The sequence below is a fragment of the Pseudoalteromonas sp. SMS1 genome, assembly GCF_021530565.1.
Taxonomy (GTDB): Bacteria; Pseudomonadota; Gammaproteobacteria; order Enterobacterales; family Alteromonadaceae; genus Pseudoalteromonas.
Map to the genome: position 1 here is coordinate 17,950 of NZ_JAKGBI010000017.1, position 19,549 is coordinate 37,498.

Annotated in this window: 23 protein-coding genes; 8 read left to right on the plus strand and 15 right to left on the minus strand. The window is 46.2% G+C overall.

From position 1 onward, the window contains the following. Positions 1–83 precede the first annotated feature (83 nt). The gene (locus tag L1286_RS17315) at positions 84–1,229 is read left to right on the plus strand and encodes a hypothetical protein (protein WP_235408301.1); all 1,146 of its coding nucleotides are present in this window, start codon (positions 84–86) and stop codon (positions 1,227–1,229) included. A gap of 1 nt (position 1,230) precedes the next feature. Here L1286_RS17315 and L1286_RS17320 read toward each other — a convergent pair whose 3' ends face one another. Next, positions 1,231–2,037, minus strand: coding sequence for an AraC family transcriptional regulator (locus L1286_RS17320; protein ID WP_235408302.1), 807 nt, complete (start codon positions 2,035–2,037; stop codon positions 1,231–1,233). Between the two features lie 74 nt (positions 2,038–2,111). Here L1286_RS17320 and L1286_RS17325 point away from each other — a divergent pair, with 74 nt between their 5' ends. Both L1286_RS17325 and L1286_RS17330 read left to right on the plus strand, forming a co-directional pair. Beyond that, positions 2,112–3,296 carry an MFS transporter gene (locus tag L1286_RS17325; protein ID WP_235408303.1) on the plus strand — a complete coding sequence of 395 codons (1,185 nt, stop codon included), beginning with the start codon at positions 2,112–2,114 and terminating at the stop codon, positions 3,294–3,296. Between the two features lie 129 nt (positions 3,297–3,425). Next, entirely contained in the window at positions 3,426–3,824 is a 399-nt protein-coding gene (locus tag L1286_RS17330; RefSeq protein WP_235408304.1) for a hypothetical protein, read from the plus strand. Here the strand turns inward: L1286_RS17330 and L1286_RS17335 are convergent. The 12 genes from L1286_RS17335 to L1286_RS17390 all read right to left on the minus strand — a co-directional run bounded on the left by L1286_RS17335 (position 3,804) and on the right by L1286_RS17390 (position 11,016). Beyond that, a complete protein-coding gene (locus tag L1286_RS17335) occupies positions 3,804–4,076 on the minus strand; it encodes a hypothetical protein (RefSeq protein ID WP_063358525.1) in 273 nt (90 codons plus the stop codon). The two genes, L1286_RS17330 and L1286_RS17335, sit on opposite strands and share 21 nt — an antisense overlap. Positions 4,077–4,085: 9 nt before the next feature. After that, entirely contained in the window at positions 4,086–4,265 is a 180-nt protein-coding gene (locus L1286_RS17340; protein WP_063358524.1) for a RebB family R body protein, read from the minus strand. Between the two features lie 90 nt (positions 4,266–4,355). Then, positions 4,356–4,637: a RebB family R body protein gene (locus L1286_RS17345; protein ID WP_235408305.1), complete on the minus strand. Its 282-nt coding sequence runs from the start codon at positions 4,635–4,637 to the stop codon at positions 4,356–4,358. Between the two features lie 34 nt (positions 4,638–4,671). Beyond that, positions 4,672–4,914 carry a hypothetical protein gene (locus tag L1286_RS17350; RefSeq protein WP_235408306.1) on the minus strand — a complete coding sequence of 81 codons (243 nt, stop codon included), beginning with the start codon at positions 4,912–4,914 and terminating at the stop codon, positions 4,672–4,674. A 5-nt stretch (positions 4,915–4,919) separates the two neighbouring features. Further along, positions 4,920–5,297: a RebB family R body protein gene (locus tag L1286_RS17355; RefSeq protein ID WP_235408307.1), complete on the minus strand. Its 378-nt coding sequence runs from the start codon at positions 5,295–5,297 to the stop codon at positions 4,920–4,922. 150 nt (positions 5,298–5,447) lie between these two features. Beyond that, positions 5,448–5,744, minus strand: a complete 297-nt coding sequence (locus L1286_RS17360; protein ID WP_235408308.1) for a hypothetical protein — start codon at positions 5,742–5,744, stop codon at positions 5,448–5,450. Between the two features lie 102 nt (positions 5,745–5,846). After that, complete coding sequence (locus L1286_RS17365) at positions 5,847–6,116, minus strand: RebB family R body protein (RefSeq protein WP_063372460.1); 270 nt, start codon at positions 6,114–6,116, stop codon at positions 5,847–5,849. Positions 6,117–6,168: 52 nt separating this feature from the next. Further along, positions 6,169–6,435, minus strand: a complete 267-nt coding sequence (locus L1286_RS17370) for a RebB family R body protein (RefSeq protein WP_023401227.1) — start codon at positions 6,433–6,435, stop codon at positions 6,169–6,171. 38 nt (positions 6,436–6,473) lie between these two features. After that, on the minus strand, positions 6,474–6,758 hold the full coding sequence (locus L1286_RS17375) for a RebB family R body protein (RefSeq protein ID WP_063372459.1): 285 nt from the start codon (positions 6,756–6,758) through the stop codon (positions 6,474–6,476). 73 nt (positions 6,759–6,831) lie between these two features. Then, positions 6,832–7,050, minus strand: a complete 219-nt coding sequence (locus L1286_RS17380; RefSeq protein ID WP_063372458.1) for a RebB family R body protein — start codon at positions 7,048–7,050, stop codon at positions 6,832–6,834. Between the two features lie 94 nt (positions 7,051–7,144). Continuing rightward, complete coding sequence (locus L1286_RS17385) at positions 7,145–8,635, minus strand: AraC family transcriptional regulator (protein WP_235408309.1); 1,491 nt, start codon at positions 8,633–8,635, stop codon at positions 7,145–7,147. Positions 8,636–8,955: 320 nt separating this feature from the next. Continuing rightward, on the minus strand, positions 8,956–11,016 hold the full coding sequence (locus L1286_RS17390) for a glycoside hydrolase family 97 protein (protein ID WP_235408310.1): 2,061 nt from the start codon (positions 11,014–11,016) through the stop codon (positions 8,956–8,958). Between the two features lie 161 nt (positions 11,017–11,177). Between L1286_RS17390 and L1286_RS17395 the strand changes: the two genes are divergently transcribed. Both L1286_RS17395 and L1286_RS17400 read left to right on the plus strand, forming a co-directional pair. Further along, positions 11,178–11,885 carry a methylamine utilization protein gene (locus L1286_RS17395; protein ID WP_235408311.1) on the plus strand — a complete coding sequence of 236 codons (708 nt, stop codon included), beginning with the start codon at positions 11,178–11,180 and terminating at the stop codon, positions 11,883–11,885. Beyond that, a complete protein-coding gene (locus tag L1286_RS17400) occupies positions 11,863–13,125 on the plus strand; it encodes an outer membrane beta-barrel protein (protein ID WP_235408312.1) in 1,263 nt (420 codons plus the stop codon). Before L1286_RS17395 ends, L1286_RS17400 begins: the two co-directional genes overlap by 23 nt. A gap of 37 nt (positions 13,126–13,162) precedes the next feature. On the opposite strand, the gene sthA is transcribed toward L1286_RS17400, so the two are convergent. Both sthA and L1286_RS17410 read right to left on the minus strand, forming a co-directional pair. Continuing rightward, positions 13,163–14,599 carry a Si-specific NAD(P)(+) transhydrogenase gene (gene sthA, locus L1286_RS17405; protein WP_328284239.1) on the minus strand — a complete coding sequence of 479 codons (1,437 nt, stop codon included), beginning with the start codon at positions 14,597–14,599 and terminating at the stop codon, positions 13,163–13,165. A gap of 44 nt (positions 14,600–14,643) precedes the next feature. Beyond that, positions 14,644–15,777 (minus strand): acyl-CoA desaturase, encoded by a 1,134-nt coding sequence (locus tag L1286_RS17410; protein WP_235408313.1) that lies wholly within the window; start codon positions 15,775–15,777, stop codon positions 14,644–14,646. A gap of 112 nt (positions 15,778–15,889) precedes the next feature. On the opposite strand from L1286_RS17410, the gene fabR reads away from it, so the two are divergent. From fabR to leuB, 3 genes are all read left to right on the plus strand, one after another. Beyond that, positions 15,890–16,501, plus strand: a complete 612-nt coding sequence (gene fabR / locus L1286_RS17415; protein WP_235408314.1) for an HTH-type transcriptional repressor FabR — start codon at positions 15,890–15,892, stop codon at positions 16,499–16,501. Between the two features lie 420 nt (positions 16,502–16,921). Next, on the plus strand, positions 16,922–18,469 hold the full coding sequence (gene leuA / locus L1286_RS17420; RefSeq protein ID WP_235408315.1) for a 2-isopropylmalate synthase: 1,548 nt from the start codon (positions 16,922–16,924) through the stop codon (positions 18,467–18,469). Then, the gene (leuB, locus tag L1286_RS17425; protein ID WP_235408316.1) at positions 18,466–19,542 is read left to right on the plus strand and encodes a 3-isopropylmalate dehydrogenase; all 1,077 of its coding nucleotides are present in this window, start codon (positions 18,466–18,468) and stop codon (positions 19,540–19,542) included. The genes leuA and leuB overlap by 4 nt, the downstream gene beginning before the upstream one ends. Positions 19,543–19,549: the final 7 nt, after the last annotated feature.

Consider the following 19,549-nt stretch of genomic DNA (forward strand, 5'->3'; position numbering starts at 1 on the left):
TTATTACAAGCTCGTTTTCACGCAGTACCCACTTCTGTAAATTGCTAATTTTTTGCCAAGATAAAATGAAATGATGGGTAGAAATGGTGAAACCACAAAATATCAGATTAAGTGCTTGGCTGATGATGTTAGGGCTCGTTATGAGTCGAGGCAGCTATGCGGATACACCGCACAGTAAGGTGAGTCACGAGTTCAGTGGTTCGATGCTGTTAAGTGAGCAATTTTTGCTTCACGGGCAGCGGACGGATACCGCACAGACAGAAGAGGTAGAGAGGGAAAGGCTGTATTCAATCGACTTGGAAAGTACCCTCCATAAAGGGGCAAATTCGCTGTTTGTTTGGCTCGAGTATAGTCGCAACCCGCTGGATAATGGGCTCTCCTCTTTGTTTGCTAATACTAACGAAGATGCCGGAACAACGGAGGATGGCGCGGGCACGAGCCGGATACAAATTTCGTCATTGTATTGGCAATATGCCTTGTCTGATAAAACCCAGGCTGTGTTACTGGGTCTGGCTGAAGTGAGCATGTTGGTGGACACCAACGAGGTAGCTAATGATGAAGTTGGGCAGTTTATGGCTGCTGGGTTTGTAAATAACCCAGGGATAGACTTTCCTGATTACGCGCCTGCATTTCGGTATCAAGGGATCAGTGCAGATGAAACCTGGCGCTGGCGCGCACTGCTCTCGACGGCCAAAGGTCTGGCAGATAATCAGGGCAATTATAGTGATACGCTCAGCCAAGTAGATGGCGGAGAGGGAATATTTGCAGCGTTAGAGGGGCAGCGTCAATTTGCCAAAACCACAACTTTGACATTAGGGAGTTGGCATAATAGCGACACTAAGCGCCATGGTGTATACAGTGCGATTTACACGCAATTGGGCAATGCACAGCTGCACGGTCGCATGAGCCACAGTCGCAGTTACAAAAGTATGGCAATTGAAGAGGGTGCCCCACCGATCCGGACTCAATTTGCCAGCTTGGTTGCTCAATATCCCTATCAGGCATTTACCTTTGCGTCGGGCATGAGTTATTTAGAGCATACACTGCTAAATGGTGACGTGACTGAGACACGCATGGTGGAGTGTTATGTACAGTATGACTGGTCACCGCACTTACACACAACTATCGCGACACAGTGGCACGATGGCGTCATCAATGATGACACCATGGCACCTGTTACTGCTAATTGGCAAAATGTTGTATCGCTGCGTACGGTGCTTCACTGGTAACTTAGCGTTTGCAGTATTGTTTTGGCGGGATGCCAAAAACCTTCTTAAAAGCACTATTAAACGCACTACTGGACTCGAACCCGAGTTGTTGGGCGATGATTTGTTGAGAGTGACCTGCGTTGAGCATTTCTACGGCGCGCAAGGCTCTTAATTTTTGCTTCCACTGGCTGAAACTCATGGCAAAGTTCTTGTGAAATAGGCGGTTCAGTGTGCGGCTTGACGCACCGACTTGTTTGCCCCATTGTTCAAGTGTTTGCGGACTACCTGGGTTGGCATACAGTTCAGCGACAATGGGGTGCAGCCTTGGATCTTGAGCGCTGGGAATAAAAAAATCGCTGGTGGGGGCTAATTCTAATCTGTCGATAAACACATCGATAAAGCGCTGTGTTTTATCGTCAAGCGGGTAATCTTCTGGCCAAGTACAAATCTCTAAAATCATCGCTTTGAGTAAATCACTGACCACAAGAGATTTCGCGGTACTGCCCAATAACGACTCATATTTTTCATCAATATAGACACTGCGGAAATGCCCCCCATAGCGACAGTAGGTTTCGTGTGCCACATTGGGTGGGATCCAAAGCGCTTGTTGAGGTGGGATCACAAAAGTGCCCTGTGGGGTAAAAATGGTCATAACGCCATTGTTTATGTAGGTAAGTTGCCCCCACGCATGGCTATGCTCTTGGACATGCTCCCATTCAGGCATCGTTGAAGCACGTGGAAATATGGGTCTGCCTAACGCAGCGCGCTTAAAACGAGATTTAACATGTTGCCAAGATTGATTTGTCTGTTTTGATAAATTTTCTGTCATATATTTAAATTTTGGCCAACAAAAATTGAGCATATACTAATCAGGCTTTTCTCTCAACGTGCTTAGGATAGTGAATGAAAAAACGACGCTTTTGGCAATTTACCCCCACTCCCATGAGTTTTTTAGTGCTAGCAACCATTGTGATGGCGATGGCTTTTGCTGGCTGGACAGCCATGTTGAATAATTTTGCTGTGGAGGCGGCAGCGTTTACAGGGGCCAATATGGGCATGCTGCAGTCACTGCGTGAGATCCCCGGTTTCTTGGCATTTACTGCGGTATTTATTTTATTGGTTTTAAAGGAGCAAACATTTGCGGTAATCAGTTTATGCTTGCTCTCTATCGGGGTGGCAGTCACTGGGCTTTTCCCGACAATATACGGCCTATATGCGACGACGGTCTTGATGTCCATTGGCTTTCATTACTTTGAAACACTCAATCAGTCATTGAGCCTACAGTGGTTTAAAAAGGACGAAGCGGCAGAAAAATTAGGCCAGTTGCTTTCGGTCAAATCGATGGCGGCGTTGGCTACATTTGCGGTGATTTGGGTGGGCTTTAGTGTCTTCCAAAGCGACTATATCTGGATGTACTTGTTGATAGGTGGCGCGGGTTTGTTGGTGACGTTTTATCTTGCCTATACACACCCTCAGTTTATTGAATCGGCAACACAAAATAAAAAGTTGATCTTGCGTAAAGAGTACAGTTTGTACTACTTATTGGTGTTTTTCTCTGGCGCTCGTAGGCAAATATTCATGGTATTTGCAGGCTTTTTAATGGTTGAAAAGTTTGGATATGGTGTGGCTGAGATCACGGCGCTTTACATGCTCAATCATGTCATCAATATTTTTCTAGCACCAAAAATTGGCAGTTGGATAGGGCGTATCGGAGAGCAAAAAGCGCTGACGGTCGAATATCTTGGGTTGATATGTGTTTTTGTAGGCTATGCGCTGGTGGAATCGGCAAACCTTGCCGCGATACTGTATGTGGTTGACCATATTTTCTTTGCTATGGCGATTGCTTTGAAAACTTATTTCCAAAAGATAGCGAAGCCTGAGGACATTGCCGCAACCGCTGGGGTCAGCTTTACCATTAATCATATTGCTGCTGTTGTCATTCCTGCCAGTTTTGGGGTTGTATGGCTCTACGATCAGTCATTGGTGTTTTATTTTGGTGCGGCGCTGGCTGTGTGCTCGTTAATACTCAGCCAGTTCATCACACCGCATTTACGTCGCGTCAATGGGATCCCTGCATCCGAGGTTTAACATAAATAAGCCCCGTTTCACCCGAGTGTATTAAGGACCAAATGGTTAGCCTGTAAAAATACAGTGTTAATTAGGTGGTCCATGCTCACTTCTTCACAACCTAGACGTACCTTTATGGTTTTTGCTTACATGCGAATAAGCCGGGCGACCGATGCACTTGGACTGGCGCGCAATCACCCTTTGTATCACCGCCATGCCAGTTTAATTTTTAGAAATAACCACAATGCCAGTTGGTACGCATATGGGTTTGGTTTTGCAGGGTTTGGTGTTGAACCTATACCAAAAAAGGAAAAAGTGTTTGCGCGTGAACTGATCACAAAGCATATGCCCGCTGCCAAGGTGGATAAGCTATTTGAAACGCTTAATCAAGGTCGGTCGGCGCAGTATGACATTGCCAAGTATAATTGCGTTGATCACTTAATTGTAGGGTTAAAGGCGGTGGGGAAGCATTCTCGATTGTTTAATCACTATCAATATTTAAATAGAGGGTGGTACAAAAACAGCGTACTAAGGCGTAAAGTCCTTTAAAATTTTAGCTGCTTTTGTGCCGACCTCAGAAAAGTTCTCAGTCCCTTTTGTCATGGCTTTCTGTGCTTCTTCAATGACTTTCACGTACTTAGGATCACCCGTTGCAAGGAGTTGCGAGAGTGCCACACCAATGGCGGTGGTGGTGATCGTGCTCAAGTTTCGCAAGTTGTCCGTGGCATCTTGCACCGCCATGGAAGTTGACTGCGCTACGGCTTGTTGAGCCTTGATCAGCGCTGCAGTTTTGTCTGCCATCCGCGCTTATCACCCTTGTGCCAGGATCAATGCACAAGCAGAAGACACTGAAGCAGACGTATAGGTCTGCGCACTTTGCTGCGCTGTTACCGCATTTTGCATCATCAATCCTACGGTGTCAGCGAGGGCAGAATCACTGAGCTGCGAAATTATCTCTTCAACACTGGGTCCACTATTTTTGTCAGACATTGCGCTTAACCTTTTTTGCAGATAGTTACCAATTAAAGAAAGTATCAATATCCTGCACAGCGGCATGGATCGCCTCTGTGCAGGCGGGAATTACTGACTGCTGTCCTTTTCTGTAATGGCGGAGGCGGCACGTCCTAATACTGCACTGCCTACAGCTCCCAGCGCATTGACGCCCTGAATAGTTGCAGCCTGAACTGTGATGGCGGCATGCTGCTGTGCATTCGTGGCATTGTGACCTGCATTGGACAGAGCAGCCCCCATAGAGGCAAAAAGGTTACCCATTGCCATTGCGGGGTTGTCTGCGAGTACTTTAGTGTTTACTTGGGTGATTGAGTCAGTAATTTGCTTATTTACTGTTGGATCTTTAGCCATTGCTGTTTCCTTTTGAGTTAAGTGTATGGTCGTGTTAGCCAATAAGCTGACTATTGATTTCTTTCAGGGCGTCGTTGATCTGCGCTTCAACAGCTTCCAACTGCTTGGTAACTTCTTGGTTGACGCTGTCTGCTTTAGAAAATGGGGCTAGTGACTCGAGTCGTTCGTCATTTTCTGCCAATAAATCCGCTACTTCTTGCTCTTGTTTATCTGACAGCGCTTGAATCTGAGCCATATGTGTTTCATACAGTTCACTGTACTTAGCAAGTGTTGTCATGGTATTTACTCCGTCTCCGTTGGTTCGTCGGGTTTGGCTGATTCTTCTTTCGGTGCTGGCGGCTTATTTTTTCCAAAGCGGAAAAGATTGAAGCGAGGCTTTTTCTCTTTTTTATTTGGTACGTCTTCTTGCGGTTCAGCCACCATTGCTTCATCTGCCGCCTCTTCGTTCGGTGTATGTTTTTCAGCAGTTTGGGCAGAGTTGGGGGTCTTCAGTAGCCTTGCACAGGCATTGGTGATCGACGCCGCGGTAGTCATTTGGGCATGCTGTTGACTGGTGACGGCATTGTGCATAGATAGCCCGAGCGTTTCTGCTAAAGTCGTTTCAGTCATGCTGGTCGCTTGCTGCGAAAAAGGCACACTGTCTTTGTCCTGCTCACTCATGATTATGTCCTCGTTAAATTCAAACTGATTAACCGCTCAACAACTGAGCAATCTTGCAACTAGAATACGAGGATTAACCGTTTTAAAATCGGGTAAAACAAGATTTGATTCGGGCTTTTTTAGGATTTTGGGGGCATGCCCCCAACACGGTTATTCTTCTTGATTTTCATGTAAGACAGTGGCAATTTTTTCTCCAACAGCGCTGAAGTTGTCTGCCCCACGACTGACGATTGATTGCGCATCTTCGATTATTTTTGAGAATTTATCGTCACCCGTTTCGATGTATTGAGACAGCGCAACACCGATTGCGGTGGTACTTAATGTGTTGAGGTTGCGTAGATTGTCTGTGGCATCTGAAAGTGCCAATGCGGTTGATTGGGCAATTGATTGCTGTGCACTTTGTACTGCTGACTCCGCAGCGTCGGGCGCACTATTTAAGTTTTCCATGAGTAGCTCCAAACAGTAAAAAGCCCTTAGCGGTCTGTGCGTCACTAAGAGCTTGGTTGGGATAGTGGATTAGCATCCTGTGTTCAAGAAATCCAAATCCAATTAAGCGTCAGGCTCGATAATGTCTTCCGCACTGCGACCAATAACGGATGTACCGATTGACATAAGTGAGTTTACGCCTTGCACGGTTGCAGCTTGCATTGTGATTGCTGCTTGCTGCTGTGCCGCTGTTGCATTATGGGCTGCGGTTCCTAACGCTTGGCTGGTTGACATGAGTAGGTTACCCATCGCCATTGCAGGTGTTTCACCAACAACTTTAGTATTCACCTGCGTAACTGAATCCGTGACTTGTGCATTAACTGTATCTGCCATGATTGACTCCTGTTAATTTAGTTAAGTGAGTTTACGTTCAAAGAGTCGGCGATTAGCCTTTCTCGATGATGCCTTCAGCACTGCGACCAACCACTGAGCTACCAATCGACATCAGTGAGTTAACACCTTGTACAGTTGCAGCTTGCATGGTGATTTGAGCTTGTTGTTGTGCTGATGTTGCGTTGTGAGCAGCGTTACTTAAAGCTTGGCTGGTAGACATTAATAGGTTGCCCATTGCCATTGCTGGCGTTTCACCAACTACTTTTGTGTTTACTTGAGTAACTGAATCAGTGATTGCTGCGTTTACTGTATCTGCCATGATATTTTCCTCATTAAATAGTTAATTAATTGGCTGAATTAGCCTTTGCTAAGAATTTCTGCACTGCCACGTCCGACAACGGCTGTGCCTGTTGACATCAGTGAGTTAATGCCTTGCACTGTCGCTGCTTGCATCGTAATGCCCGCTTGCTGGTTGCCCGTCGTTGCATTGAGCGCTGCGGTGCCTAATGCGTGACTTGTTGACAGAAGTAGGTTGCCCGTACTTGATGCAGGTGTTGAACCTGTGACACTGGTGTTGACCTGAGTGACAGAGTCTGTCACTTGGCCGTTTACACCACCTGCTGCACTTGGTGCTGCTGCCATAGTGTTTTCCTTCTATTGGTTAGTTATTGGTCTTTAAAGACCGACTTTTTTAGCCAAAACCGCTGGCAAAAAACTATTTCGATGCCTTAGGGCCCATACTCAATAACATCTCACTTGCCAGTGCCGTGTTGGTTTTAATAATGGCATTGTGTTGATGCTGTGCGAGCGTGGCATTGTGGGCAGCATTGCCTAAAGACTGAGCGGTAGCTTGCAATAACATGTCTCGTGAGAGACCGGGTGCTTGCTGTGCTACCAATTCATTCAGTTGCTTCAGAGCTTCAATGTCTGCCATGTTGTTACCCGTCGTTTTCAATACAGCCAGTCTAGATATTTACAGCGAGAATTAATCGGCTCAATGTATTGAAAAGTAGGGCTAAAATTGGCAGTTAAAGCTGTTGGCGCTTTTTGTACTCGCGAGGTGACATGTGCGTGTAGCGACGGAAAATTTTCTCAAAGTGGCTGAGATCACCAAATCCAACTTCCATACACAAGTCGGTGATACGTAAATTGGGGTTTTGTTCAATGAACTGGCAAGCTTTGCGGATCCGTAGTTCGGCCAAGATCTGTTTAAAACTGCGCTGCAATGCGCGTTTAAATAGGTATGATAAGTGCGACGAGCTCACATAAGCATTCGCCGCCAGTTCTTTAAGAGAAATATCGCGTTGCCAGTGTTCAAGAATATATGACAAGGCCTTTTGTAAACTGGGGTGATATTTATTGAACGGAGTCAAATCCCCCGACAGGAGATACTCTACACACTGCTGTGGATTTTGCGAAAAGGCACTGGTTTTGGCTAATTCAGGATAGATATCCACTAAGGTTTGTTCACTGATGTCATTTTCCTGAGCGAGAGTAAATGTGCGCAGCAAAACCTTTTCCAGTTCGGCAATGTTATTTGGCCAAGGGTAACTTTTGAGCACCGACTTTGCTTGTTCGGTTAACTGCTGTTGTGGGGAGAGTTGGTATAATTCGGATAACTGTTCAACTAAGGTATAGATGTCCTCTGGTCGCTCCCTCAGCGGGGGTATCTGTAAGCTAAAAAAGTTGAGCTTGTGCCAAAGACTGGGCAGAAATTGCGCTTGATCTACCAAAGATTGAATATCCGACTCACTGGCGGAAATAATTCGAATGCGTTGCAAGTCAATTTTGCTGGTGTAGCTGGCGCTGTTTTTACTCTGGGTGGTTAGTTGCTCAAGTAGGTACTTTTGTTGTGTTAAAGACAGTGCATCAATATGACTGAAAAAAATACAGCCTTGATTCATGGCTGTATTGACATGATGCAGCTTTTTAGCGAAGTCCTGTTCATCACAACTTGCACAATCAATCTCGTAAAAAGGGTGATGTTTGGCATAGCTGCTAAAGTGGATCGAGCAGGCGACATCAACAATCTCGCTGCCTGATTCAGCTTGGATGTGAACGGGGCATAACTTGGCGGCGATCCGCTCAATGGTTTTTTCCAAATTTAATATTTGATCGCTATAGCCTTGTAGCGATGCTTTTTTCCCAAGATATTTACTCGATAATGCCTGAATTGCATTGCGTTTAACCAGTATACCGATTTGGCTTGAAAGCAGTGAAAGTTCTGACTGTGTCGGGCTAGGGAGATTGTGTTTCGTTAACAGGTTCAAAGCGCCTATACGTTTTCTCTGATAAACGATGGGATAGCTTTGATGGCTATTATTGTCTGCGTTATTTTCTTGATTAAATACGATGTGGGTTTTGAGTTGTTGTGTTCTATCTTCGACTTCTAAAGATAATTGCCTGAGGGTGTGCTCAGAACACCTCGCATTGAGGTAGCGGGTAAGAGATTGAGTAAGGGGTAGTTGGTTTTCAATCGCATCTGATGGTGAGATAGCGCTTAGTGTTGATTCATTCATCGTTGACTCCAAAGCAATATTGACTTTTGTCTCGTGAAAATCCTTTCAAAGTAAAAAGCACAATAGTTGGCTTTCTACGTACCTGGAAATTTACAAACAAGGTGATTTAAGGCTGTGGATACAACTTAAGTAATTTTTTTCGTTTTCAATCGGGGTAAATTACGAACTATTAATTACATATTATTACGCGAAGGTTAAATTAACGTTTAAATGAGTGTTTATTTACGTTAGAGAGTGGGAGATCAGTCTGTTAGGTTTAGAAGTTGAATGCGAGATTGTAAAGAAAAGGAGCGTGATTTTGCTCCTTTTCTCCTTTGGTACTAAAGTGCTTTAAAACGTATCGCAGCGCCTCCGCTCGCTGCGAGTCGCAGTGATAGCGTATCTTTATGCGTTACTTGTTGTTTTTTGATGGTGAGTGCATATGGGTTATGCTGCCAGTTTGCCTGCGCGCCATCTTGATAGATATGGGCTTCATAGCGTTTGCCTGGCACTAAAAAGTCCAGATCGATCTTTAGCTCGCGAGCGTGTTCATCGGTAATTGCGCCAAGGTACCAATCTTCGCCGGTGTAATGCTTCTTCGCACGCTCTTGGCGAGCAAATACGACATAGTCTCCGACTTCGCCTGCAAGCGCGATACTCTGTTCCCAATCCGTTGGAACGTCTTTGATGAACTGAAACGCATCGGGTTTTGCTAAGTAATTTTTAGGCAGGTCCGCGGCCATTTGAACGGGGCTATACAATACCACATACAGTGCCAACTGTTTTGCTAAGGTTGTCTGTGGGCGATTCGTTTTATCCCCTAAGCCATTGAAGCCCATATCAAATATGCCCGGAGTAAAGTCCATCGGACCGGCCAGCATACGCGTGAACGCCAACATCGGCGTATGCTCAGGTGGGTTTGGCGGGGTTCCCCATGCATTAAACTCTTGCCCCCGAGCGCCTTCCCGAGTTAGCCAGTTTGGGTAGGTACGACGAAGGCCCGTGTCTTTGATTGGCTCATGGGTGTTGATACTGATTTTGTATTTGGCCGCTAATTTGATGTTGTCTAAATATTCATTCACCATGAATTGTCCATCATGCCATTCAAACCTAGGGTGGCCGCGTGCATCAATGCGTTTGATATTTCCACCATCGGCAACATACCCTGTTTTTACCTGTGTGACGCCCGACTGCGCGTAAAGTGCAAAGGCGGCCTCCATCTGTGCGCGATAGTTACTGACATTGCCAGATGTTTCATGGTGTCCAATTAGGCGTGCCCCCACTTTTTCGGCATGCGCTTTAATTGCCGCTATATCGAAGTCTGGGTAAGCATCTGTGAAGCTAAAAACATCGCCATTGAAAAACCAGTCTCCATCCCAGCCCGTATTCCATCCTTCTACTAAGACCCCATCGAAACCGTGTTCTGCTGAAAAGTTCAAATAGGCTTTCGTACGTTCGGTTGTCGCGCCATGCTTTTCACCACTCCCCCAGGTATGTTGACCAATATGCATGCCCCACCAAATCCCGGTGTATTTACCCGGTTCTACCCAAGATACATCCCCTAACTTATTGGGTTCATTGAGGTTTAGGATCAGATGAGAATTTAGCAAATCCGTTGCTTGGTCACCAACTTGTATGGTCCGCCATGGTGATTTAAATTGGCCGTTTGTTTTGACGGCAATACCGTCTGACCAGGGGGTTAGATCACTTATAAAAGTACCGGGCCTGCGCTGGTTGAGCGTCATACCGGCATAGTCAACCAATGCGGCTTCATGAATACTCATATGTACGCCATGTTTATTTTTAAAAGTAAATGGCGTGTGGACATGAGAGGCGTCATGGAGCGGCGTGGTGTGATAGGTATATTCGTATCTATTCCAGCCTCTCGCAGGTATCCACCACGCTTGGCTTTCGCCGCTGTCTGTGATGCTAAATTCGGTCAATTCACGCGTGATGTATCGTGCGTTGTTTTTATTTACTTCGTATCGAAACCCAAGACCATCATCAAAGACACGAATTCGTACTCGATACTGGTCAACTTGTGTGGTTTTATCGGCAAACGTAACGAGCAATTCATTGTGATGATCGGTGATTTCTCGAGCTTCTCCCCATGGCTGCTGCCAAGTGTCGTGATGGCTGGCAGTGCTCGTGTTGCGAATGTACATATTGTCGCGCATAGAAGGGGCGCGCGCAAAATCAAAGCCCAACGAAGAGGGGTTTATAATGATTTTGCCTTGAAATGAAACTTGATATTTTGGCTGACTTTTTTCGTCGCTGATCGTGAAGATCAGTTGCTTATCAGGAGACTGAACGCTAAAGCTAGCTGCTTGTGCTGTATTGATATGCGCGACAACGCCTACGGTGAGGCTTATCGCAAGACCGAGTGAACTTGGATAACGCATTATTATTCTCATTGTGCCATTGGTGGAACTAGCTTAAGGGCAATTTGCACAGCCCAAAATGACTTGCATACGTATTCAAAATTAAAATGCGATGAATGCATTATTTACGTCGTCCGGTCTATACTCAAATGAAAAACAAGGCCTGATAAGGACAGCATTAAATGCAGCGTCAAGAGCAAGTAAAAAAACCAATAAAGCAAAATAAGACAAGGCGAGCGTGGTCAGCCACCGCATTGATAAGTGTGTTGACGACGTTAACTATGGCCAGCTTGGCGGCACAAGCCGTTACGGTGAATGTGACCGATGAACGCGGGGAACCTGTGAATGGTGCGGTAGTGTGGTTCGAGGGCGCCCATTTACTCAAAGACACGCAAACGATTCAAAATGACTACAAAATGGGTCAAAGAGATCGTGCCTTTACCCCTCATATTCTAGTTGTCCCGAAAGGAGCACAAGTCTCATTTCCCAATTACGATTCAATATTGCATCATGTTTATTCTTTTTCAGCGGCGCAACCATTTGAATTTAAACTGTATCGTGACAAGCCTCAAGCCCTAAAATTTGCCAATACAGGGGTAGTAGAATTGGGTTGCAATATTCATGACTGGATGTTGGGTTACATTCTGGTGGTGGACTCTACCCATTTCGCCATTACGGACAAAAACGGGGTGGCTGCACTTGATTTAGAGCAATCACGGGTGCTTGGAACAACTATCCATGTGTGGCATGAAGGGTTTGCGAACTTGGACCAGCCAGAGTCAATGAAGGTCACTCAGCTGGATGAAAAGGCAACGTTAACCTATCAGCTTAATCAGTCTTTATTTAAAACCAAGGAAGACTTCTCAGATGAGTTTGACGACTATGAATAGATATCAATTTACGTCGGTATGTTGGTTGAGCTCTCTGATGCTAGTGGCACCGGTGGTGTTTGGGCAAGGTGCACAACACAAGGGCCAAATACAAGTTAGTTGGCAGTCAGCCAGTGAATATGCTTCGTGGTATGAAAGGGGTGCATCTGTTAATCGCTTTGGTAAGGGCGATGAGCGTCTAAACCTGAGCCGTGCGGTGCTTGAGTCGCGTTTTGATGTGAGTTCGAGTTGGTCGGCACACAGCGTCACCCAATACGTACCAGATCCGGATAACAAGGTGGGTTTTACTGAGCTGTACGCGCAATACAAACCAGTCACTAACGGTGCATACCAGCCGCAAGTACGCGTTGGTGGGTTCTACCCCAAAATGTCACTAGAAAATCCGGATATTGGTTGGTCCTCGCCCTACAATTACAATTTCTCTGCGCTGAACACGTGGCTCGCAGAGGAATTAAGAATCTTTGGAGTCGAAGCCAGTCTCAAGCGCAGTGGGAAGCGCTTGGCAAAACCCAGTGAACATAATTGGCAATGGTTTGCGGGTATCTACAAAGGGAATGATCCCACAGGTGCTGTGCTCTCATGGCGCGGATTTTCGTCACATGACAGACAGTCGGTGTTTAATGAGTCGCTTAATCTCAGGCCCACTGCAGGCTTTATGAGCCCGCAGTTGCAAGGGCAGGCATGGCAGATTGAACCTTTCACTGAAATCGATGGACGCTTTGGTTATTACGTGGGTGCACATTGGAGCTATCAAAATCGTCATTCATTGCGAGCCTATTGGTATGACAATAATGGTGATCCAGCGATTGTAAACTATGACACTGGCCAATATGCGTGGGACACTAAGTTTTGGAGTTTGGCGTACAAGTTTAAGATTACGCGTCAGACCCATGTGATTGCACAAGCGATGTCTGGCAATACGGCTATGGGCAGAGCGCGGGGGGTGGACAATGACTTTGATAGTCAATTTGTGTTGTTGACTCACCGCTGGAAGCAATTTCGTCTCAGTGGACGGATAGAACAATTTAAGGTGAAAGATTTAGACCATTGGACGTTTGACCCCAATGAGAGTGATGGGGGCGCCATCACGGCCACATTGAAATGGCGAATTACTGACAATTGGCGTCTTGGTGCGGAATTTCAGTATTTAGAAACTAAAGTGGCCAACCGCGCCGATGACAATTTACCAATTAGGCAAATTGAGCAACTGTGGCGGTTTAATGGCGAATACCGCTTTTAAGTTGGGGCTGCAAGTGCAGCCCCAATGTCACAATAAGTTAATCACATAGCCTGTTTAAACCATTGAGCGCAGCGACGCGGTATGCTTCTGCCATGGTCGGGTAGTTGAAAGTTGTGTTGACAAAGTATTCTACATTATTGCCTTCGCCTTTTTGTTCCATGATGGCTTGGCCGATATGGACAATCTCAGAAGCACGCTCCCCAAAACAATGAATACCGAGAATTTCTTTGGTCTTAGTGTGAAATAAGATTTTTAAGCTACCCACTTCCGTGCTGGCAATTTGTGCGCGGGCGAGGTGTTTAAATTGCGCGCGGCCAACTTCGTATGGAATTTTTGCGGCCGTGAGTTCTTGTTCGGTTTTACCGACGGAGCTCATTTCAGGGATAGTATAAATACCTGTTGGGATATCGGTGATCAAACGGTCATCACACTGCCCATTGGCAATGGCATTGGCTGCAATTCGACCTTGATCAAAAGCGGCACTGGCAAGGCTGGGGTAACCGATCACATCGCCGACAGCATAAATATTATCGACCTTGGTTTGATAGTATTCGTTCACCTTGAGTTGACCTCGTCCATCTGCTTTGAGCCCGACGGCCTCGAGGTTGAGGCTGTCGGTGTTACCAGTGCGACCATTGGCCCATAGAATGCAATCGGCTTTGACTTTTTTACCTGATTGCAAATGTAAAATCACCCCTTTATCGGAGGCCTCTACTTTGGCGTACTCTTCATTGTGACGAATGACAATACCGCTGTTCCAAAAGTGATAGCTCAACGCATCCGAAATTTCATCATCCATAAATGATAACAGCCTGTCACGCGTATTGATGAGATCGACTTTTGCGCCCAGTCCTTTGAAGATCGAGGCATATTCACAGCCAATCACGCCCGCGCCATAGACGATGACGCGCTGAGGATTGTGCTCCAAATTCAAAATGGTGTCACTGTCATAAACGCGTGGGTGACTAAAATCGACGCCTGGTGGACGATATGGCCTTGAACCGGTTGCAATGACAATGGTGTTTGCTGTGAGCGTGTCTTGAGAGCCATCCAGATGCGTGACACGAATGGTGTTGGCGTCAACAAAGTGGGCTTCACCTTGGTACAAATGAATGCGGTTACGGTCGTAAAAGCTAGAGCGTAAAGAAGATTGCTTGCCAATCACGTCACTGGCGTGATTTAAGATATCTTGAAAGGTGAGACGCTTTGGACGCTCTGTAAAACGGTAAAGCGGGTTTGCTTTATATTCTATAAGGCGACTAACTGAGTGTCTCAGCGCCTTGGACGGAATGGTGCCCCAGTGCACACACCCTCCACCAACGGACGTTTGCTTTTCAATCACGGCCACTTTCTGTTGGCTTTTGGATAAATTCATCGCGGCGCCTTCGCCACCAGGGCCGGTACCGATGATGATGGCATCATATTGGAATGATGGTGCGGGAGTCTCTGCTGGGTTATCTTTGGGTTTTGTCACGGCCTCGCCTTACTTGCTATTGGGAGGCCGTTATAAGCGTAGGGTTAACTTGCTGCGCCCTTTAACAGCCTCGAGTTAAGTGCTAACCACGCCTGTTTTTGTGTATGCCAAGCTTGTTCTAACTCTAAATATTGTTTGTGTAGAGCTGACTGTTCGCATTGTTCTAACACGGCATGCTTTTTTGCTTCGAGTACTTGCTTTTGAATTGCACAGAAGTGCTGAAGCTTTTTCAGAAGCAAATCATATTCTTGTTGTAACAATGTAAGCTTATCTTGCGCTAAAGGCAATTTTGCTAAAGTAACTTTTGTTTTGTTTAACAGGGTTTCTGCTTTGGCTTTCTCAATGCGTTCAACTGGCGTACGCTTGAGTTTGCTCGCTAAACCTAAATAGGCCAACACTCGGATCATCCATTTCGTTGGGTCGTAGTGATACCAACGAATGCCGTTACGATAATCACTGGCAAAAATGTGATGAAAGTTGTGATATCCCTCACCATAGGTGAGCAGAGCTAAAAACCCGTTGTCTCTTGCAGTATTTTTTTCTGTGTAAGGTCGGCTGCCCCAGATATGCGCGAGAGAGTTAATGAAAAAGGTAAAATGTTGGCTAAGTACTAAACGCAGTACACCGGCTAGGATGAGCATACCAAACACATCACCCAGTGCGAGACCCAGCAGCAGTGGAATACCTATGTTGGTCAACAATACGAGTTTTAAATAGTGTTTGTGCTGCCACATCACAATTTTGTTGCGCTGCAGATCGCGGGCATTGCTGTAATCACCATAATTTTCACCTTGATAATCACGCAGCATCCAGCCTATGTGGCTATACCAAAAACCGCGCGTTGCTGCATAAGGGTCTTTCACTGGATCATCAACTTGGCCGTGATGAACACGGTGGTCACTACTCCAATGTAGGATGCTGTTTTGTAATGCAAATGCCCCACCTAAAGCAAAAAACACTTGGATAACGGGATGTGTTTCATAGGCTTTATGTGCCCATAAGCGATGATATCCAGCAGTGATAGACATACCGGCATAAAACATACAGGCAATAAATGCGATCCAATGCGTAAGAGTATAACCATACTCAAACCCGTACCAAGGCACGAGGATGGCGGCGGCTAAAAATGACAGACTAAAAAATAGTACATTAGTCCAAATAATCGGCGGTTTTTTCATTTTTTAAAATCTCAGCGTACACTTGTACGCTAAAATAGTATTTCATTCTTGCGTCGTCAAGTATTAGACTGCCCAAAGAGCATAATAGAGTGAAAATAGCAGGGGGTCATTCATGTCAGGCGTGCGTGCACAACAAAAGCAAAAAACACGACAAGCGCTGATCGAAGCAGCATTTAATCAATTGAGTGCTGAACATAGCTTCTCGAATCTGAGTTTGCGTGAGGTTGCGCGCGAAGCGGGCATTGCACCCACGTCTTTTTATCGTCACTTCAAAGATATGAATGAATTGGGTTTGACGTTAGTTGATGAGGCGGGGTTAACGTTGCGCCAACTCATGCGCCAAGCGCGCCGCCGTATAGCAAGTGGTGGCAGTGTCATCAATACTTCGGTGTTAACTTTTATGGAATTTATCGAAACCTCTAGTAACCAGTTTCGGCTGTTGCTGAGGGAACGCTCGGGTACCTCACCCGCTTTTCGTGCCGCCGTTGCGCGTGAAATAAAGCATTTTATTTTAGAACTGGCCCATTACCTTGAGTCTGAAACCAAAATGGAAGCACATCATGCCTATATGCAGGCGGAAGCAATGGTGACGATTGTATTTAGTTCTGGCGCCGAAGCACTTGATTTGGATCCTCAACAGCGTGAAGAACTGACTGAGCGGCTAATTTGGCAGCTGCGATATATTGCCAAAGGGGCATCGGGTTATCAGAAGGAAGTCGATTAGCAAGCCAAGTTTCACGCAAATAAAATCGAAAAAACCGCCATGAGGCGGTTTTTTTTCGTCCACAATTTTTAACCAACTGTAATGGGGGATCGGTCTATTACAAATCAAAAAGGAAGATGGTGTGTGGATATATTTTTTATCCATTGAATTTTTTTTGGTTTATTTAATCTTTAAGTGTTCTTGTTTTACCGCTTTATTGAAAAAATTATGCTTGATCTGGTGTTTTTCGACGTGTTACAACATAGGCAATTCACCAACAGGTACGATTGCTCAAATGAAAAAAATCACGCTACTGTCAATTTTGCTTAACCTCTTACTGATTACTTTAAGTGAGAGCGGGGCTTAGTTGCGTGTCGTGAGCAACCAAATAGCAAACCCCGCCACAGAGCGGGGTTTTTTATTTTGCGCGAGGAAATAGGAATGCAGGACAAGGTTTGGATTTTTGATACAACACTACGTGACGGGGAGCAGGCGTTAAAAGCCAGCTTAACTGAAGAAGATAAGATTCAATTAGCGCACACCATCAGTCGCCTCAATGTAGATGTGATGGAGGTGGGTTTTCCAGTCTCAAGTCCTGCCGACTTTAGAGCTGTGCAGCGCATTGCCAATGAAGTTAAAGGGCCTGCAATTTGTGGCCTTGCGCGTGCAATGCCAAAAGACATTGAAGCCTGTGGTTTGGCGTTGAAAGGGGCGCAGCAGCCACGCATTCACACTTTTATCGCGACCAGTCCATTACATTTGCAGCACAAGCTACGTAAATCATTAGACGATGTCATTGATATGGCGGAGCGTTCCATCAAACAGGCGCTGAAATACACTGATGATGTTGAGTTTTCTTGTGAAGATGCGGGGCGAACGCCATTTGATGACTTATGTAAAGTGGTTGACCGTGCCATTCGTGCAGGGGCAACCACCATTAATATTCCAGATACCGTCGGTTATACCACCCCAGACGAATATGCCGCGATTATTTATCATCTACGCAATAATGTGGTGAATATCGATAAAGCCCGTTTGAGTGTGCATTGTCACAATGATTTGGGTTTGGCTGTCGCGAACTCTATTGCGGCTGTGCAAGCTGGGGCGAGACAAATCGAATGTACCATCAACGGTATTGGCGAACGTGCGGGTAATTGCTCTTTGGAAGAGGTGGCAATGATCATGAAGATGCGTCAAGACCACTTACATGTGCGGACCGATATTCGTAGTGAAGAGATTTATCGTGCATCAAGGCAGGTTGCGACGATATGTAATATGCCGGTGCAACCAAATAAGGCCATTGTGGGTGAAAATGCATTTGCCCACAGTTCTGGCATTCACCAAGACGGTGTACTAAAAGCACAAAACACCTATGAAATTATGGCGCCCGAAACGGTTGGAGTCCCTAATAACCAGTTAAATATGACTTCTCGCTCCGGTCGTCATGTGATTGAACACCGCTTGTCCGAACTGGGGTATCAAGCATCAGATTACGACATGGATCAGCTATACGCTAGCTTTTTAGAGTTGGCGGACCAAAAAGGCACAGTCTATGACTATGACCTAGAAGCGATGATCCATTTTAACAAGTTGGCCGAGCAAGACGAATTTTATCAGCTGCAATTTGTTAATGCGTCTTCTAACTCACAATCCATAGCAAGTGCAACGGTGGGTATGAGTTTAGGGGAGAGGCTAAGTCAAGAGGCGGCCACTGGAAATGGGCCCGTCGAAGCGGCATTTTTAGCCATCGAGCGCATCACTGGACACGCCGTAGAAGTCATTGAATACAATTTAGAAGCAACGGGTCAAGGCGCGAGCTCTCTGGGCCAAGTGAATATCATCGCTAAGTATGACGGTCGCCAATACCACGGCGCGGGCCTTGCCGCCGATGTCGTAGAAGCATCAGTTCGAGCCATGATCCGAGTTTACAATTTAATCGATAGGGCACGCAAAGTGTCGGATCTTAAGCAACAAAGGAAAGCAGGATGAGTCAAAAAAGTTATCAGGTCGCAGTACTCGCTGGAGACGGCATTGGCCCAGAAGTGATGGCCGCTGCAGAGCTGGTCTTAACGCGTGTGAGCGATGAGTTTGCGTTCACGCTAAACATGGTGCCCCAAGCAATTGGTGGCGCTGCGATTGACGAGTTTGGTCAGGCTTTGCCAGCGCAAACGCTTGCGGCATGTGAAGCCGCAGATGCGATTTTGTTTGGTTCAGTAGGTGGGCCAAAATGGGCTGACTTACCGCCAGAGCAACAGCCTGAACGTGCCTCATTGTTGCCGTTGAGGAAGCACTTTGGACTTTTTTGCAATTTACGACCTGCGCAGCTACTGCCTGCATTGAGTGGAGCATCCCCTTTGCGCGCCGATATCAGCGCACAGGGTTTTGATATTCTGTGTGTACGAGAGTTGACTGGCGGTATCTACTTTGGTGAAAAGGGCCGTGATGGCAGTGGCGCTGAAGAGTATGCTTTTGACACACAAAAATACAGCCGCAAAGAAATTGAACGTATTGCTCGCTTTGCGTTTGATGCAGCTCGATTGCGCAGCAACCATGTTACATCGGTCGACAAATCTAACGTATTGGCATCGAGTGTATTGTGGCGTGAAGTCGTGGTCGAGGTGAGTAAAGATTACCCCGATGTCACGCTTGAACACATTTACATCGACAATGCGGCGATGCAGCTGGTGAAGCAACCTAGCCAATTTGATGTGCTGCTATGTGACAATTTGTTTGGTGATATTTTGTCTGATGAATGCGCCATGATCACTGGGTCTATGGGTCTTTTACCGTCGGCAAGCTTGAACCAGTCAGGATTTGGGTTATATGAACCCGCGGGTGGTTCGGCGCCTGATATCGCTGGACAAGGGATTGCGAACCCCATCGCGCAAATTTTGAGTGCGGCACTGATGCTACGTTATTCACTGGGTGAAGATGAAGCGGCGCGGCGCATTGAAAAAGCGGTTGCAGAAGCCGTAGCACAAGGCATTGGTACGCCAGATATCTACCCAGAGGCGGCGTACACCACGTTAGATGTTGCGCAGGCAATCGTGAATCGTATCTAGGCATAAT